Source organism: Pseudomonas sp. NPDC085632 (assembly GCF_044541255.1).
Taxonomy (GTDB): Bacteria; Pseudomonadota; Gammaproteobacteria; order Pseudomonadales; family Pseudomonadaceae; genus Aquipseudomonas.
This window is the reverse complement of record NZ_JBITSX010000022.1, coordinates 26,566-42,606: the sequence shown is the minus strand read 5'-3', so window position 1 is coordinate 42,606 and position 16,041 is coordinate 26,566. Positions and strand designations below refer to the sequence as shown.

14 protein-coding genes are annotated in these 16,041 nt (G+C 60.5%); all 14 read right to left on the bottom strand.

Going from position 1 to position 16,041, the window contains the following annotated elements; genetic code table 11:
- Positions 1-62 precede the first annotated feature (62 nt).
- Positions 63-392 carry a hypothetical protein gene (locus tag ACIF4X_RS15840; protein WP_034154859.1) on the bottom strand — a complete coding sequence of 110 codons (330 nt, stop codon included), beginning with the start codon at positions 390-392 and terminating at the stop codon, positions 63-65.
- Positions 389-1,294 (bottom strand): alpha/beta hydrolase, encoded by a 906-nt coding sequence (locus ACIF4X_RS15835; RefSeq protein WP_397482855.1) that lies wholly within the window; start codon positions 1,292-1,294, stop codon positions 389-391. The genes ACIF4X_RS15840 and ACIF4X_RS15835 overlap by 4 nt, the downstream gene beginning before the upstream one ends.
- Positions 1,295-1,460: 166 nt before the next feature.
- Complete coding sequence (locus tag ACIF4X_RS15830) at positions 1,461-2,711, bottom strand: flavohemoglobin expression-modulating QEGLA motif protein (protein WP_176091693.1); 1,251 nt, start codon at positions 2,709-2,711, stop codon at positions 1,461-1,463.
- 59 nt (positions 2,712-2,770) lie between these two features.
- Positions 2,771-3,325: a hypothetical protein gene (locus ACIF4X_RS15825; protein WP_397482854.1), complete on the bottom strand. Its 555-nt coding sequence runs from the start codon at positions 3,323-3,325 to the stop codon at positions 2,771-2,773.
- Between the two features lie 151 nt (positions 3,326-3,476).
- Positions 3,477-4,190 (bottom strand): TetR/AcrR family transcriptional regulator, encoded by a 714-nt coding sequence (locus ACIF4X_RS15820; RefSeq protein WP_283437548.1) that lies wholly within the window; start codon positions 4,188-4,190, stop codon positions 3,477-3,479.
- A 105-nt stretch (positions 4,191-4,295) separates the two neighbouring features.
- Positions 4,296-5,798, bottom strand: coding sequence for a lysine--tRNA ligase (lysS, locus tag ACIF4X_RS15815; RefSeq protein ID WP_008078360.1), 1,503 nt, complete (start codon positions 5,796-5,798; stop codon positions 4,296-4,298).
- Positions 5,799-5,912: 114 nt separating this feature from the next.
- Positions 5,913-7,008, bottom strand: a protein-coding gene (prfB, locus tag ACIF4X_RS15810; RefSeq protein ID WP_102358477.1) for a peptide chain release factor 2 whose coding sequence is annotated in 2 segments (ribosomal slippage) — positions 5,913-6,935 and positions 6,937-7,008 — 1,095 coding nt in all. Because the reading frame shifts where the segments join, the coding sequence is not laid out codon by codon here.
- A 457-nt stretch (positions 7,009-7,465) separates the two neighbouring features.
- Entirely contained in the window at positions 7,466-8,467 is a 1,002-nt protein-coding gene (locus ACIF4X_RS15805) for a PleD family two-component system response regulator (protein ID WP_008086602.1), read from the bottom strand.
- A gap of 48 nt (positions 8,468-8,515) precedes the next feature.
- Entirely contained in the window at positions 8,516-9,526 is a 1,011-nt protein-coding gene (locus ACIF4X_RS15800) for a chemotaxis response regulator protein-glutamate methylesterase (RefSeq protein ID WP_397482853.1), read from the bottom strand.
- The gene (locus ACIF4X_RS15795) at positions 9,523-11,808 is read right to left on the bottom strand and encodes a hybrid sensor histidine kinase/response regulator (protein WP_397482852.1); all 2,286 of its coding nucleotides are present in this window, start codon (positions 11,806-11,808) and stop codon (positions 9,523-9,525) included. Before ACIF4X_RS15795 ends, ACIF4X_RS15800 begins: the two co-directional genes overlap by 4 nt.
- Positions 11,805-12,488, bottom strand: coding sequence for a chemotaxis protein CheW (locus ACIF4X_RS15790; protein WP_397482851.1), 684 nt, complete (start codon positions 12,486-12,488; stop codon positions 11,805-11,807). Before ACIF4X_RS15790 ends, ACIF4X_RS15795 begins: the two co-directional genes overlap by 4 nt.
- Entirely contained in the window at positions 12,485-13,756 is a 1,272-nt protein-coding gene (locus tag ACIF4X_RS15785) for a CheR family methyltransferase (RefSeq protein WP_397482850.1), read from the bottom strand. Before ACIF4X_RS15785 ends, ACIF4X_RS15790 begins: the two co-directional genes overlap by 4 nt.
- Positions 13,753-14,289 (bottom strand): chemotaxis protein CheW, encoded by a 537-nt coding sequence (locus tag ACIF4X_RS15780; protein ID WP_397482849.1) that lies wholly within the window; start codon positions 14,287-14,289, stop codon positions 13,753-13,755. Before ACIF4X_RS15780 ends, ACIF4X_RS15785 begins: the two co-directional genes overlap by 4 nt.
- The gene (locus ACIF4X_RS15775) at positions 14,289-15,911 is read right to left on the bottom strand and encodes a methyl-accepting chemotaxis protein (protein WP_397482848.1); all 1,623 of its coding nucleotides are present in this window, start codon (positions 15,909-15,911) and stop codon (positions 14,289-14,291) included. The genes ACIF4X_RS15780 and ACIF4X_RS15775 overlap by 1 nt, the downstream gene beginning before the upstream one ends.
- Positions 15,912-16,041 lie beyond the last annotated feature (130 nt).

Sequence of the window (16,041 nt, the reverse complement as noted above, 5' to 3'; positions counted from 1 at the left end):
ACACCTCGGTCAGTCCCCTCTCCCTCTGGGAGAGGGTTAGGGTGAGGGCTGGTCCTGCAGAATCACTGTTCCAGCTTCTGCGGGGTCTCTTCACCCATGCAACGCACCGCTTTCTTCTGTGCGTTGATCAGCACACCGGTCAAGCCTTTCTGCTCGGTATCAAACAACACCAGCACACCATCGATGCACTGCGCCACCTGCGGCGCGGGGTCCAGCGAGACCTTGTAATCCTCACCCGGCACAGTCTTGAGCATGGTGAATTCGTTGAGCAGCAACGCATCCTCGGGTTTGGCGAAGTGCAGGTAGCCGTAGTACCACAGCGCCCCGACGGTGCCGAGGATGCTGCAGATACCGGTGATGATCAGCGGGATGGCGTTGCGTTCTTCAGTCATTGCGGACTCTCGTCTTCAGAATTCGGGGGTGTCGGGTAATTGGGGATTTCGCCGAGGCGGCGCAGGCCGTTGAAATGCGCGGGATCGTCGAGGTAGCGCAGCATCACTTGGCGCCATACCGGGTCGCCGAAGGTCTGCACATGACCGCCACGGGTCAGTTGCAGCACACGTGGTGGCGGCGCAGCTTGATACAGGCGGATGCCGTTGGAAAGCGGCACCAGCGGATCGTCGAGGCTGTGGAAGATCAGCTTCGGCACACCGTTGAGTTGCGGCATCGAGTTGATCGCGCTGTCGCCGTCCGGCACCAGCCACGACAGTGGCACTTGAAATGGCCAGGTCAGCCACGAAGTGCTGAGCGCGTATTGGCCGACGCTGCGGTAACTGGCGGGTACACCGTCGAGTACCAAAGCCTTGAGCTGCTTTTGTCTTTCAGGATGTTGTACCAGCCAATGCACCGCCATCGAGCCGCCGAGGCTTTGGCCGAGCAACACCAATGGCTTGCCTTTGACTTCCGGCGCCTTGTCGAGCCAGGCGAACGCGGCGTCGATGTCCTGATAGATCGCCGGCAAACTCGGCTCGCCCTCGGACAAGCCATAACCGCGATAGTCCACCAACAGCACCTGATAGCCGTTTTTTGGCAACCACCAACTGCCGCCGAGGTGCATCGGCAGATTGCCGCCGTTACCGTGCAGGTGCAGCACGGTGCCTTTGACCTCGACGCCGGGTTTGGCCGGCAGCCACCAGGCGTTGAGCTTAAAGCCATCGGCTGTCACCAGCGTGACGGTACGGTATTCGAGTTTGGCTTTTTCCGGTGTGAAGATCTGGCCCGGTTCGGGGTAGAACAACAGCGAACTGCAACCGCCGAGGGTCATGAGCAGGCAGAAGATGCCGAGGATTCTCATCCGGTGAAACCTCGCGAAGGAAATTGGCAAACAAACGATTCAGAGAAAAACAAATAACCCTGTGGGAGCTGGCTTGCCAGCGATGGCGGTGGGTCAGCCAACATCAATATTGACTGACAGAATGCAATCGCTGGCAAGCCAGCTCCCACAGGGGATTGTGGTTGGGTTAAAGAATGTTGGAATAGTCGGCTTCGATCCGGTCCAGGCTCAGGTGATTAAGGAAGTTGGAGAAACACATCCACGCCGACAACGCATTCAAATCGCGGAACTGATCCGGCAGATACTTCGGCGGCACCACCAGCCCTTCATCCACCAACTGGCGCAGGGTACGCATGTCTTCCAGGGTGGTCTTGCCGCAGAACAACAGCGGAATCTGCTCAAGCTTGCCTTTACGCACGGCCAACTGAATGTAGTTGTAAACCATGATAAAGCCCTTGAGGTAGGACAAGTCTTTGGTGAATGGCAGACCGGTCGGCGTCGAGCCACGAAAAACCCGACTGGCGTTGCCGTAACTTTCCGCCATTTCAAAACCCTGCTCGCGGAAGAACTCGAAGATCTGCAGGAAGTCGGCGCCCTCCTCGACCATGTGAATGGCGCGGGTGCGGTTGGTCAGTTTGCGCAGACGGCTCGGGTAGGAGGCGAAGGTGATGATTTCCATGAGGATCGCCAGGCCTTCCTGCGTCACCGTCGACGACGGCGGGCCTTTGGAGAGGAAGGTGCAGATCGGCTGGTTCAAACCGTTGAGCGTGGTGCCAACGTGGACCAGCCCCTCGTGAACTTCCAGCGCGCGCACGTCGCGATCGTTGAACATCGCGTCGGTGCGGATCTTGATGTAATCCGCACCGGCCGCCGCGTCGGCGACGATGCCGTCGGACTCGAACACGCGGATGGTTTCCTCGGCCTCGCCGAACACCTTGTTCAGGCGGGTTTGCAGCAGATGCACGGCGTCTTTGGCGGTGAGGATTTTCGGCTCGTCCTTCAGGTCGCCACGGCCGTCGATGTTGTTGAGGTAGTCGGACATCATCAGGCCGAGGTCGGCCAGCGTCGGGTCACCGGCGTGGAAGGCGTCGGACGCGGCGCCATACAGCTCCTGCGAGATCAGGCCGAAATCCTCGGTGCCGCGCGCTTCGAGCATGCGCACCACCATGCGATATTCCTTGCACATGCGCCGCATGATCTGCCCGACCGGGTTGAACTGGCCGAGCTGGCGGGTGATGTCGCGCTCGATGTTCTGGAATTCCAGTTTGACCTTGCTCGAATCGAAGCTCAGCGGCCGATTGAGGTAGTAGTCGCGATCCACCGCCGGCATTTCCTTGCCTTTGGCCTTGAGGAAACCCTTGCGGATGTTCTCGTCCCACTTGACCGCGTCGAGCACACGGATCGGCGTCTGCGCCAGCACAATGCGGTCGGACAACATGCGTATCGTCTGCTGGTAATCGTCCACCCGAAACTCCTGTAGAAAACCTGACGTGTTAATTATTGGACGCGGGCCTGACGCTGGTAGCGCACGGCTTCAACGAAGACATCGGAATTGGCCGGATCGTCGAGGTAAGCAAAGACCTTGTCGAGGCGGCTGTCGACCAACACGCCGTCGCCATCGTCGGTCGGGAAGGCCTGACCGTCGAGGGCTTTCTGTTTGATCGCTTGATTGATCTGCTCGAGATCGAGGTTGTAGACCACCAGTTCGTGTTTGTCGGTGAGCTCGAAACCGGCGATGGTGAAGTGGCCGCCGAAGCGCGCCGGGACTTTCGCCGACAGATACCAGCGGCTGCCGTGGCGCGAAACGGTGAACGGATAGGCTTCGCGCTCGTGGGGTTTGGCCTTGAAATACGTGACCGCCTGATAGCGATCGTTGCCCAGGCGCGTCAGCTCAAGGTTCATCGGTTCACCCCAGGCGTTGGTGCTCGACCATTTGCCGAGCAAGCCCTTGGGCGCAGGGTCACTGGCGGTCAGCGGCTCCTTGAAGGTCACCAGACAGCCACTGAGCAGCAGGAACGACAAGGCGATCAGCACGCCACGCCAGGCTTTCATTCAAAACTCCCTATGAATCTGAAACACCTTTCCCCTGTAGGAGCTGCCGAAGGCTGCGATCTTTTGATCTTGGTCTCTAAAAGCAAGATCAAAAGATCGCAGCCTTCGGCAGCTCCTACATTGGGATCGGCGTCAGGCGGCAACGATTGCGTTACACCGACGCGAGCACCAGGTGCATGTAGCGCGTCAGAATGCCGAGCATGTCCTCTTCGGCCAATGGCTCGGCGTCGTTGAGCAGGCCCTGATATTCCATCCGTCCGATAATCGCCGTCAACACCTTGGCATCCTGTTGCGGTTCGCGCGAGCCCAGCACCTGAAACAACTGGCAGGTGCCCTGCAACAGAATCTGCTGATGTGAACGCACCAGAATCGCCAGGCGCGGGTTAAGCAGCGCTTCCTGGCGGAACGCTTGCTCAGCCATCAAATGCTCACGCCGGTTAACCAATTGACGATGCACGTAGTCGGCCATCAACCGTGCAATGTCGTCAGCCAATTGCGAGCGCGACTCCGGACTGCCGTCGCCACTGACCACCATCTCACGCAACAAGCCTTCGTTGTTGACCCACAACTTGGCCATGTATTCCGCGCTGCGCTCTACGTATTGAGCGAAGGTATCGGTGAGCAGGTCATCAATGTCCTTGAAGTAATACGTGGTCGCCGACAGCGGCACACCGGCCTCGGCGGCGACTGCGCGGTGACGCACAGCGCGCACGCCATCACGTACGACAATACGCATCGCCGCGTCGAGAATGTCCTGTCGACGCTGCTCACTGCCCTGTCGGCTGGCCTTGCGGCCCTGGTACTGAACACTTTCAGCGACCGCAGTGGCGATACCCGCTGCACCTTCTTGAGCTATTGCACCCATCACGACAGAACTTCCTCTGCTATTGCGAAATTAACCAATTGATACATTTGTACCAGACAGGCAATAAAAAGCCGCCTGTTTTAGGCGGCTTTTTAACTGAAACGTTTACGCTTGCGGTCGCATGTGCGGGAACAGGATCACATCGCGAATCGACGGCGAGTTGGTCAGCAACATCACCAGTCGGTCGATGCCGATGCCTTCACCGGCCGTTGGCGGCATGCCGTACTCCAGCGCGCGAACGAAGTCGGCGTCGTAGTGCATGGCTTCGTCGTCGCCGGCGTCCTTGTCGGCCACCTGCGCCATGAAGCGCTCGGCCTGGTCTTCCGCGTCGTTCAACTCGGAGTAGGCGTTGGCGATTTCACGGCCACCGATGAACAGCTCGAAGCGGTCGGTGACGTTCGGGTTGTCGTCGTTGCGACGCGCCAGTGGCGACACTTCGAACGGGTACTGGGTGATGAAGTGCGGCTGTTCCAGCTTGTGCTCGACCAGCTCTTCGAAAATCATCACCTGCAGCTTGCCCAGACCTTCGAAGCCCAGCACCTTGGCGCCGGCCTTCTTGGCGATGGCGCGGGCCTTGTCGATGTCGTTCAGATCATCAGCGGTCAACTCAGGGTTGTACTTGAGGATCGAGTCGAACACCGACAGACGCACGAACGGCTCGCCGAAGTGGAACACCTTGTCGCCGTACGGCACGTCGGTGCTGCCCAGTACCAGCTGCGCCAGTTCGCGGAACAGTTCTTCGGTCAGGTCCATGTTGTCTTCGTAATCGGCGTACGCCTGATAGAACTCCAACATGGTGAATTCCGGGTTGTGACGAGTCGAAACGCCTTCGTTACGGAAGTTGCGGTTGATCTCGAAAACCTTTTCAAAGCCACCAACCACCAGACGCTTGAGGTACAGCTCTGGCGCGATACGCAGGAACATTTCCATGTCCAGCGCGTTGTGGTGGGTTTCGAACGGCTTGGCCGCAGCGCCGCCCGGAATGGTCTGCAGCATCGGCGTTTCGACTTCGAGGAAGTCGCGCTTCATCAGGAAGCTACGGATGTGCGCGATCACTTGCGAACGCACGCGGAAGGTCTGGCGCACTTCGTCGTTGACGATCAGGTCAACGTAGCGCTGACGGTAGCGCTGTTCAGTGTCGGTCAGGCCGTGGTGCTTGTCCGGCAGCGGACGCAGCGATTTGGTCAGCAGACGCACGTGGGTCATTTCAACGTACAGGTCGCCCTTGCCGGAACGCGCCAGGGTGCCTTCGGCAGCAATGATGTCGCCCATGTCCCAGGTTTTCACCGCGGCCAGGGTGTCTTCCGACAGGGTTTTACGGTTGACGTAGACCTGGATGCGACCGGTCATGTCCTGAATCACCATGAACGAGCCACGGTTGAGCATGATGCGACCGGCAACCTTGACCGGGATTGCAGCCTCTGCCAGCTCTTCCTTGGTCTTGTCCGCGTATTTCTTCTGCAGATCTTCGCAGTAGTTTTCGCGGCGGAAGTCGTTCGGGAAGGCGTTGCCCTTGGCGCGCTCGGCAGCCAGCTTTTCCTTGCGCAGGGCGATCAGGGAGTTTTCTTCCTGTTGCAGGGCTTGCGGGTCGAGTTGTTGGTCGCTCATGTCTTTAGATATTCCATCAGGTTCGTTGCCCCCGGGCCTTGCGGCCCGGAGATCGCCAGCTGGGCTGGCTCCTACAGGGATCGGCTTGAATCAGCCGATGCTGTATTGCGTCTTTTACAGGCCCGATTTCAGGCTGGCATACAGGTATTCGTCGATATCACCGTCGAGTACCTTGTCGCAGTCGCTGCGTTCGATGTTGGTGCGCAGATCCTTGATCCGCGACGCATCGAGCACGTACGAGCGAATCTGGTGACCCCAGCCGATGTCGGACTTGGTGTCTTCCAGCGCTTGCGACGCGGCGTTGCGTTTCTGCATTTCCTGCTCGTACAACTTGGCCCGCAACATTTTCATGGCGGTGTCCTTGTTGGCGTGCTGGGAACGTTCGTTCTGGCAGCTGACCACGGTGTTGGTCGGTACGTGAGTAATCCGTACGGCCGAGTCGGTGGTGTTTACGTGCTGACCACCGGCACCCGAGGAACGATAGGTGTCGATCCGCAAGTCTGCCGGGTTGATTTCGATTTCGACCTTGTCGTCGATCTCTGGCGAGACGAACACCGCGGAGAACGAGGTGTGGCGACGGTTGCCGGAGTCGAACGGGCTCTTGCGCACCAGACGGTGCACGCCGATCTCGGTGCGCAGCCAACCAAAGGCGTATTCGCCCTTGATGTGCACGGTCGCACCTTTGATACCAGCAACTTCACCGGCCGACAATTCCATGATGGTCGCGTCGAAACCGCGTTTGTCCGCCCAGCGCAGGTACATGCGCAGCAGGATGTTGGCCCAGTCCTGGGCTTCGGTGCCGCCGGAACCGGCCTGGATGTCCAGGTAGGCGTTGTTCGGGTCCATTTCATGGCTGAACATGCGGCGGAATTCCAGCTTGGCCAGATTTTCCTCGAGACGGGCCAGCTCGGCGACGACATCGCCCACTGCGCCTTCGTCGTTTTCTTCGACGGCCATGTCCAGCAGATCGCGGCAATCGGCCAGGCCGGCGTTCAATTCGTCGAGGGTATCGACGATCTGCGCCAGCGCCGAACGCTCACGGCCCAGCTCCTGGGCGTATTCAGGTTTGTTCCAGACACTCGGATCTTCAAGCTCGCGATTGACTTCAGTCAGACGCTCATGCTTTTGATCGTAGTCAAAGATACCCCCGAATAGTTTCGGAGCGCTCGGACAGGTCCTTGATGGTGTTCAGGATCGGATTGATTTCCATGACGGGCAGCACTCGTTGGCGAACTTTTGAAAGCCGGCGAGTATAACGTAATCAGGCTGGGACGGCAGCCCGTCTGGCGGGTGTGGGGATCATTAAAGCCTTTGCCCTCACCCTAACCCTCTCCCAGAGGTAGAGGGGACTGATTGGGGGATGTTCGGGAGATACGCCGACGTGGAAGGGCTTTGCCGAATCCATAATCGCCAAGGCTTTCAGGCGGAAATTGGCGTATGGGCCAGCCCTCACCCTAGCCCTCTCCCGGAGGGAGAGGGGACCGATTGGGGGATATTCGGGAGGTACGCCGACGTGAAAGGGCTTTGCTGAATCCGGAAGTGCCAAGCTTACAGATCCATAATCGCCGAGGTCTTTCAGGTCGATGTAGGACCAAAGACACCTCGGTCGGCCCCCTCTCCCTCCGGGAGAGGGCTGGGCGGGCGGCGTTCCGATGAGGGGAAAGCCGTTACTCGATCCCGACCTGATTACGCCCATTGTTCTTGGCCAGATACAACCCACGATCTGCCGCCGAGATCAGCAGGCGGCAATCGCTGCCCGACTGCGGCACCATGGTTGCCAGGCCGATGCTGATGGTCAGGCTCGCGCCGTCCGCCGGGGTGTTATGCGGAATTTTCAGCGACGCCACGGTCTGGCGCAGTTTCTCCGCGACCAGCCGCGCGCCGCCCGGCGAGGTGTTCGGCAATACCAACGCAAACTCTTCACCGCCATAACGGGCCGGCAAGTCCGAAGGTCGTGCGCTGGCGTCGCGGATCGCCGTGGCGACCTTGCGCAGTGCCTCGTCGCCTTCAACGTGGCCAAAACTGTCGTTGTAGGACTTGAAGTAATCGACATCAATCATCAGCAACGACAACTGGCTCTGATCGCGCAACGAGCGGCGCCATTCCAGTTCCAGGTATTCGTCGAAGTGCCGGCGATTGGACAGCCCCGTCAGGCCATCGGAGTTCATCAGGCGTTGCAGCACCAGGTTGGTGTCGAGCAATTGCTGTTGGCTGACCCGCAACGCGCGATACGCGGCATCACGTTGCAACAGGGTCATGTACGAGCGCGAGTGATAGCGGATGCGCGCGACCAGTTCGATGGTGTCCGGCAGTTTCACCAGATAATCGTTGGCCCCAGCGGAGAAAGCTGCGCTCTTGATCAGCGGGTCTTCCTTGGTGGACAAAACGATGATCGGAATGTCCTTGGTCGCCGGGTGATTGCGGTATTCGCGCACCAGGCTGAGGCCATCGAGACCGGGCATCACCAGATCCTGCAGAATCACCGTCGGCTTGATCCGCACCGCTTGCGCAATGGCCTGATGCGGATCGGAGCAGAAGTGGAAGTCGATGTTCTCTTCGTTCGACAGCCCACGGCGCACGGCTTCGCCGATCATCGCCTGATCGTCCACCAACAACACCATGGCGGCGTTTTCGTCGGTTTTAATGTCGTCGATCTGTAAGTCATTCATGGGCGGTCACCTGAGTACTGCGGGGGCCAGGATTGCGGATTGACCTGCTCATTTGGGGAAAATCTCCTGCAATCGTGGCGCTATTCTTTCCAGTGGACGGATTTCTACGGCAGCGTCAATGGCCGCAGCGGCCTTGGGCATGCCATACACCGCACTGCTTTGCTGATCCTGCGCGATGGTCAGATAACCCTGTTGGCGCATGAGCTTAAGCCCTTGCGCCCCATCGCGTCCCATCCCGGTCAATAAAACCCCGACGGCGTCGCCATTCCAATAGCTGGCGACACTTTCAAAAAACACGTCGATCGAGGGACGGTAAATCTCGTTGACCGGCTCGGCGGTGTAAGCCAGCGTGCCGTTTTTCAACAAGCGAATATGGTGGTTGGTGCCGGCCAGCAGCACCGCGCCGGCCTGCGGCGGCTCGCCTTCACGGGCCAGACGCACATCCAGACCGCTGGCGCTGGCCAGCCATTCGGCCATGCCGGCAGCAAACACCTGATCGACATGCTGCACCAGCACGATCGCCGCCGAAAAATCCTTCGGCAAACCCTTGAGCAGCACTTCCAGCGCCGCCGGCCCACCAGCGGATGAGCCGATCGCGACCAGCCGCTGACATGAAGCGGAGCTGCGTTGAGCCGTCGGCGCCGGGCGCGAGCGTTGCGGCTTATCGCCGATCAGCCAGCCAATATTGAGGATCTTGCGCAGCAACGGCGCGGCGGCTTCACGAGCGTCGCCAGCGCCGAGGGCCGGGGTGTCTACTACGTCCAGCGCGCCGTGGCCCATGGCTTCAAAGACCCGATGCACGTTTTGCTGACGATCGACGGTGACGATGACGATCGCGCACGGGGTTTCGGCCATGATCCGCCGGGTGGCTTCGACGCCATCCATCACCGGCATGATCAGATCCATCAGGATCAGGTCCGGCGTGTTTTCGGCGCACAGTTGCACCGCCTCGGCGCCGTTGCGGGCGACCCAGACCACCTGATGCGCCGGCTCGAAGGCGAGCGCACGGCGCAGCGCCTCCACCGCCATGGGCATGTCGTTGACGATTGCGATCTTCATGCCCGCGCTCCTCCGATGAGCTCGACCACTGCGTCGAGCAGGGCGTCGTCATGAAAACTGGCTTTGGCTAAATAATAGTCCGCCCCGGCATCCAGTCCACGGCGGCGATCCTCTTCCCGATCCTTGTACGACACCACCATCACCGGCAGCGATTGCAGACGGTTGTCGCGGCGCAATAGCGTGACCAGTTCGATGCCGTCCATGCGCGGCATGTCGATGTCGGTGATCAGCAAATCGAAGTCCTCCGAACGCAGCGCATTCCAACCGTCCATGCCGTCCACCGCCACTGCGACATCGTAGCCGCGATTGAGCAGCAGTTTGCGTTGCAGCTCGCGCACGGTCAGCGAGTCGTCGACCACCAGCACCCGCTTGCGCGCCGCCTCGGCGGCCTGATTGCCATGACGGGCGATACGCTCAAGGCGTCCGGTATTGAGCAGTTTGTCCACCGAACGCAGCATGTCTTCAACGTCGACGATCAACACCACCGAACCGTCGTCAAGCAAGGCGCCGGCAGAGATGTCCTGCACTTTGCCCAGACGCTCGTCCAGTGGCAACACCACCAGCGTACGCTCGCCAATGAAACGCTCCACGGCAACACCATAAACTGCGTCGCGCTCGCGGATCACCACGACTTTAAGGGTTTCGCCACTGTTCTGACTGGCCGGGCGGTTAAGCAACTGGCTGGCCGCGACCAATCCGACGTGCTGGCCTTCGTGCCAGAAATGCTGACGGCCCTCGACCTGCACGATGTCTTCCGGTGCCAGATCGCACATGCGCTCGATGTGCGCCAGCGGGAAGGCGTACGCCTCTTCACCGACCTCTACCACCAGACTGCGCACCACCGACAAGGTCAACGGCACTTCCAGATGAAAACGACTGCCCTCGCCCGCCGTCTGCTCCAGCACCACCGCACCGCGCAACTGGCGAACCATGTGCTGAACAGCATCGAGACCAACGCCCCGCCCGGACACTTCGGTGACGGTATCGCGCAGGCTGAAACCGGGCAGAAAGAGGAAGGTCAGCAGTTCTTCTTCGCTCAGCTGCGCAGCGGTTTCGGCTGGGGATAACTGCCGCTCGACGATGCTGCGCCGGACCTTCTCCAGGTCAACGCCATTGCCGTCATCGCTTAATTCCAGCACCAGCAGACCGGCCTGATGCGAGGCGCGCAGGCGGATCAAGCCTTCTTCCGGTTTACCCTTGAGCAGTCGTTGTTCCGGGGTTTCGATGCCGTGATCGACGGCGTTGCGCAGCAAATGCGTCAGCGGCGCTTCGAGTTTCTCCAGCACGTCACGGTCGACCTGGGTTTTCTCGCCTTCGATTTCCAGGCGTACCTGCTTGCCGAGGCTGCGGCCCAGATCACGGACCATGCGCACCTGACCAGTCAACACATCGGCAAAGGGCCGCATGCGGCAGGCCAGCGCGGTATCGTAGAGCACTTGCGCGCGCTGGCTGGCCTGCCAGGCGAACTCGTCGAGTTCGGCGTTTTTCTCGCTCAGCAGTTGTTGGGATTCGGCGAGCAGACGCCGCGCATCCTCCAAGGCCTCCAGCGCCTCCAGACTCAGCGCGTGTTCCTTGAGGTGGACGTTGAGATTTTCCAGCGCACGCAGGCCGTTGTTCTGCATGCGCTTGAGGCGCTGCATCGTCGCCAGATGCGGTTTCAGGCGTTGGGTTTCCACCAGCGACTTGCTCGACAGATCGAGCAGGCTGTTCAGGCGCTCGGCGGTAACGCGCAAGACGCGTTCGCCACCTTCGGTGGTGCGTTTGTTTTTGCGCGGTGCCGGTTCTGGTGGCTCACTGGCAACGTCGATGATGGGCGCTGGCGGAGTCGGCTCAGCGCGCGGAGCCTCCAGTTGCAATTCGGCCATGACTGGCGCGGCGACGGCAGGCGCGGATGATGGATCGAGCAACTGCGCCATCAACGTCACATACGCGTCGATGTCAGTGGGTTGCGGAGCATTCGCCGGCGTCGCAATGCGCATCAGCAAATCGGTGCCCTGTAACAGCGCATCAATGTGCTCGGGACGCAGCAGCAAGCGCCTTTCCTGAGCGCTGACCAGGCAATCCTCCATGACATGCGCAACGCTGACGCCGCTGTCGATGCCGACAATCCGCGCCGCACCTTTAAGCGAGTGCGCCGCGCGCATGCACGATTCCAGTTGATCGGCCTGGGTCGGATTGCGCTCCAGCGCCAGCAGCCCGGCGCTGAGCACCTGGGTCTGGGCTTCGGCTTCGAGGCTGAACAGCTCAAGTAGCGAAGCGTCGCGCATTTGCTCAGGGGTCATGTGAGGCTCCGGGTCACGGCGGACAACAGCTGTTCTTCATCCAGCCAACGCAGGCTGCGACCGCGATATTGCAGAACGCCACGGGTGTATTTGGCACTGGCTTGCGCGCCGGACTGCGATGCGGCATCGAGAATGCGCTCATCGATGGCGTGAATGCCGTCGACCTCATCCACCGGCACCACCACCGGCCCGCCGTGCGCAGCGATGATCAGCATGCGCGGCATGATTCGCGCGCCAGTAACGGGCGCAGCGCTGCCATCCAGATCGAGTAATTCGACCAGCGACAGGCACGCCACCAGTGCACCGCGCACATTCGCCACGCCGAGCAAGGCCCGCGAGCGCTGGTGCGGCAATGAGTGAATCGCCTGCATGGGGGCGACTTCAACCAGGCTCCGTGTCGCCAACCCCAGCCATTCTTCGCCGAGACGGAACATCAGCAACGAACGGGTTTTGACATCTGTTTCAACAGTGGTAGCCACCGGGCTGCGCTCATCCTGCTGCAGCGCATAACGATCAAGCAAACGGGTAGCGGCGGCGGAATACACCGAGCAATTGCGGCAATGAATATGGTCTTCCAGCAGCGGGCAGGACTTGTCGCCATGAATGCCGATTCGGTTCCAGCAATCGTCGATGGCCCGGGCGTCTTCGTGGGTGACGTTCAAGGTGTCGGACGGGATCATCGTTTACGCTCACTGTCGGCGGTGCGGCCGCTGCGGGCGGCGCGCTCCTGCAATCGTCTGGCACCCGCCGTATCGCCCTGGGCCTGCAACAACGCGGCCAGGTGCATCAACGCTTCGGGGTGTTGCGGTTCGAGGTACAACGCCTTGCGGTAGAAGCCCTGAGCTTCGAGGGTCAGGCCGGCGACGTCGCTGAGCAGGCCGAGCCAGTAAAACACCTGAGCCACCGGCTCATGGCTGCGCAAATACTGTTCGCAGGCGGCGCGGGCCTCGGCACTTTTGCCTTCGTTGGCCAGTGCAGCGATGTTGGCCAGCAGGGTCGCCGCGTCCGGGTTGGCGCTTTTGCTGGAGCTTGGTAGCGGTGTCACGGCGGCAAACGGTCGATTGCGCACCGGCGCTGGCGGCGTACTGCGTGGCGGTTGGCTGACCGGCACCACGATCGGTTTGGGTGTCGGCAGCGGTTCGGGATGCGGATCACTGTGGCGGCTGAATGCAAAGGATTGCGGGATACCGATCGAACGCATGCCCAAACGCCCGAGCAAACTGCCTTCTGCCGGGCCGATAAACAGCACGCCATCAAAATGGGTCAGGCGCTTGAGCACCTCGAACACCTGCTTCTGCGTCGGCTGATCGAAATAGATCAACAGATTGCGGCAGAACACGAAATCGAACGCCGGCTCGCTGGCCAGCAATGCTGGATCAAGCACATTGCCGACCTGCAAACGCACTTGTTCACAGACATTCTCATTGACCCGATGACCGTCCTGCTCAGGCATGAAGTGCCGATCGCGATAGTCCAGATCCTGGCCGCGAAACGAATTCTTGCCGTACAACGCACGCCGCGCCTTCTCCACCGAGAGCGGGCTGACGTCCATGCCGTCGACCTTGAATTGATGGGGCTTGAGGCCTGCATCAAGCAAGGCCATGGCAATCGAATAGGGTTCTTCGCCGGTGGAACACGGCAGGCTGAGAATGCGCAGCGCACGCATGTTGTTCAGCTCGGCGAGGCGATTGCGCGCCAGTTTACCCAGCGTGGCGAAGGATTCCGGGTAACGGAAAAACCACGTTTCCGGGACGATCACCGCTTCGATCAGCGCTTGTTGTTCGTCGCGCGAGCCTTGCAGCAATTGCCAATACTCATCGGCATGCGCCGCTTGCGAGAGCGTGGTGCGCTGACGCACCGCGCGCTCAATGATCGCCGGCCCCACCGACGTCACATCGAGGCCGATGCGTTCCTTGAGGAAGTCGAAAAAGCGCTGATCGCTGCTCATGCCTGCGCCTCAAGCTGCGCCGGATTCATCGGCGGATCGGGGAACAGCACGGTGCGCACCGCTTCATCGAGCAAATCATTGACCCTTACCCATTGCACCAAGCCCTGAGCATCTTCGCGTACCGGACCAAGGTAAGGCGCCTCGCGGTTATCGAGGCCATACGGCTGAAATTCCTGTGGATGGCAGCGCAGCGTGTCGGTGGCCTGTTCCAGAATCAGCCCAAGCCATTGCGCCGGTTGCGACTCATCAGGCTGATAGTTGACGAGGACAAGACGCGTACTGGTGCGCGCCTCAGCGGGATGGCCGAAGGTCAGCGCACTCAGGTCGATCACCGGCACCACCGCGCCGCGATAGGCGAATACACCCGCCACCCACTGCGGTGCGCGGGCGATCGGCTTCAACGGCAGGCGCGGCAACACTTCCGCGACTTCGGTGGCGCGCAAGGCGTAACGCTCGCTGCCGATGCGAAACAGCAGGAACAACGCCGGCTTCGCCACCTGCGCGGCGCTGCGTTTGGCGAGGATTTCGCTCATCAGACTTTAAATCGCGAAACGCCGCTGCGCAGCCCGACGGCCACCTGGCTCAGTTCGTCGATGGCGAAACTGGCCTGACGCAACGATTCGACGGTCTGGCTGCTGGCGTCGCCCAACTGCACCAGCGCATGGTTGATCTGCTCGGCACCGGTGGCCTGAGCCTGCATGCCTTCGTTGACCATCAACACCCGCGGCGCCAGCGCCTGCACTTGATGGATGATCTGCGACAGCTGCTCACCGACCTGCTGCACTTCGGACATGCCACGGCGCACTTCTTCAGAGAACTTGTCCATGCCCATCACCCCGGCTGACACCGCCGACTGGATCTCGCGGACCATTTGCTCGATGTCGTAAGTGGCGACCGCGGTCTGATCTGCCAAGCGCCGCACTTCGGTGGCGACGACGGCGAAACCGCGACCGTACTCACCGGCCTTCTCGGCTTCGATCGCCGCGTTGAGCGACAGCAGATTGGTCTGGTCGGCAACCTTGACGATGGTCACCACCACTTGGTTGATGTTGCCGGCCTTCTCATTGAGGATCGCCAGTTTGGCGTTGACCAGATCGGCCGCACCCATCACCGAGTGCATGGTGTCTTCCATGCGCGCCAGACCTTGCTGTCCGGAGCCAGCGAGCACCGAGGCCTGATCGGCCGCGGTGGACACTTCAGTCATGGTGCGCACCAGATCGCGCGAGGTGGCGGCGATCTCTCGGGACGTTGCGCCGATTTCGGTGGTGGTCGCGGCGGTTTCGGTGGCGGTGGCTTGTTGTTGCTTGGAAGTGGCGGCGATCTCGGTCACCGAAGTCGTCACCTGCACCGAGGAGCGCTGAGCTTGCGACACCAGCGCGGTCAACTCGGTCATCATGTCATTGAAGCCGGTTTCCACCGCGCCGAACTCGTCTTTGCGGTCGAGGTTCAGACGCGAACTGAGGTCACCGGTGCGCATGGTTTCGAGAATCTGCACAATGCGGTTCATCGGCGCCATGATCGCGCGCATCAACAACAAGCCACACAGGCCAGCGGCCAGGACGGCGACCAACAGGGAAATGAACATGCTGACTTTGGCGGCGGCCACGGCATCGTCGATATTGTTCATGGCCTGATCGGCGACTTTCTTGTTCTCGCCGATGATGTCGTTGAGCTTCATGCGCCCGGAATACCAGGCCGGCGTGAGCTTGTCGTGGAACATCTTCACCGCATCCGCTTCCAGATTGCGTTTGTGCAGGTCCAGCACGGCATCCTGAATCTGGATGTAGGCGTCGTGGTATTTCTCGAACGCGGCGAACTCGAGACGATCCTCGTCAGTCGCCATGGTCTTGCGATAGTTCTCCATCTGCTCCTGCAAACGCGCCTCGAACGCCTTGTAATCTGCCGCGTCCTCGCTGGAAATCCCCTGGCCTTCCTTGAGCCCGAGCAGTTCCTGAGTCTGCAGATAGCTGTCGACCCACGCGCCGCGAATCATCGAGCTGTAATAGACGCCGGGAATCGCGTCATCGCGCACGCTGTTTTCACTGGCTTCGATCTTCAACAGCCGTGAATACGAAACGACGACCATCAGCAACATGATGGCGATAATCACCGCAAAGCTCGCCAAAATGCGTTGGCGCAACGTCCAGTTCTTCACAGTGATTCCTCGTGCCTAGTCGAAATGCGGGGAGTATAGCCGAGGGCCGTGTTTCATTTATAAGACGCTTTTTAACCCTCGGGCCTGTCCGTCGGGTTGGCGGCAAGGCTCTGGGGTGGGACTGTCCGAT

Coding starts and splice junctions, on each gene's coding strand:
- ACIF4X_RS15840 (WP_034154859.1), bottom strand. CDS start 392: ATGACTGAAGAACGCAACGCCATCCCGCTGATCATCACCGGTATCTGC.
- ACIF4X_RS15835 (WP_397482855.1), bottom strand. CDS start 1,294: ATGAGAATCCTCGGCATCTTCTGCCTGCTCATGACCCTCGGCGGTTGC.
- ACIF4X_RS15830 (WP_176091693.1), bottom strand. CDS start 2,711: ATGTTGTCCGACCGCATTGTGCTGGCGCAGACGCCGATCCGTGTGCTC.
- ACIF4X_RS15825 (WP_397482854.1), bottom strand. CDS start 3,325: ATGAAAGCCTGGCGTGGCGTGCTGATCGCCTTGTCGTTCCTGCTGCTC.
- ACIF4X_RS15820 (WP_283437548.1), bottom strand. CDS start 4,190: ATGGGTGCAATAGCTCAAGAAGGTGCAGCGGGTATCGCCACTGCGGTC.
- lysS (WP_008078360.1), bottom strand. CDS start 5,798: ATGAGCGACCAACAACTCGACCCGCAAGCCCTGCAACAGGAAGAAAAC.
- ACIF4X_RS15805 (WP_008086602.1), bottom strand. CDS start 8,467: ATGAATGACTTACAGATCGACGACATTAAAACCGACGAAAACGCCGCC.
- ACIF4X_RS15800 (WP_397482853.1), bottom strand. CDS start 9,526: ATGAAGATCGCAATCGTCAACGACATGCCCATGGCGGTGGAGGCGCTG.
- ACIF4X_RS15795 (WP_397482852.1), bottom strand. CDS start 11,808: ATGACCCCTGAGCAAATGCGCGACGCTTCGCTACTTGAGCTGTTCAGC.
- ACIF4X_RS15790 (WP_397482851.1), bottom strand. CDS start 12,488: ATGATCCCGTCCGACACCTTGAACGTCACCCACGAAGACGCCCGGGCC.
- ACIF4X_RS15785 (WP_397482850.1), bottom strand. CDS start 13,756: ATGAGCAGCGATCAGCGCTTTTTCGACTTCCTCAAGGAACGCATCGGC.
- ACIF4X_RS15780 (WP_397482849.1), bottom strand. CDS start 14,289: ATGAGCGAAATCCTCGCCAAACGCAGCGCCGCGCAGGTGGCGAAGCCG.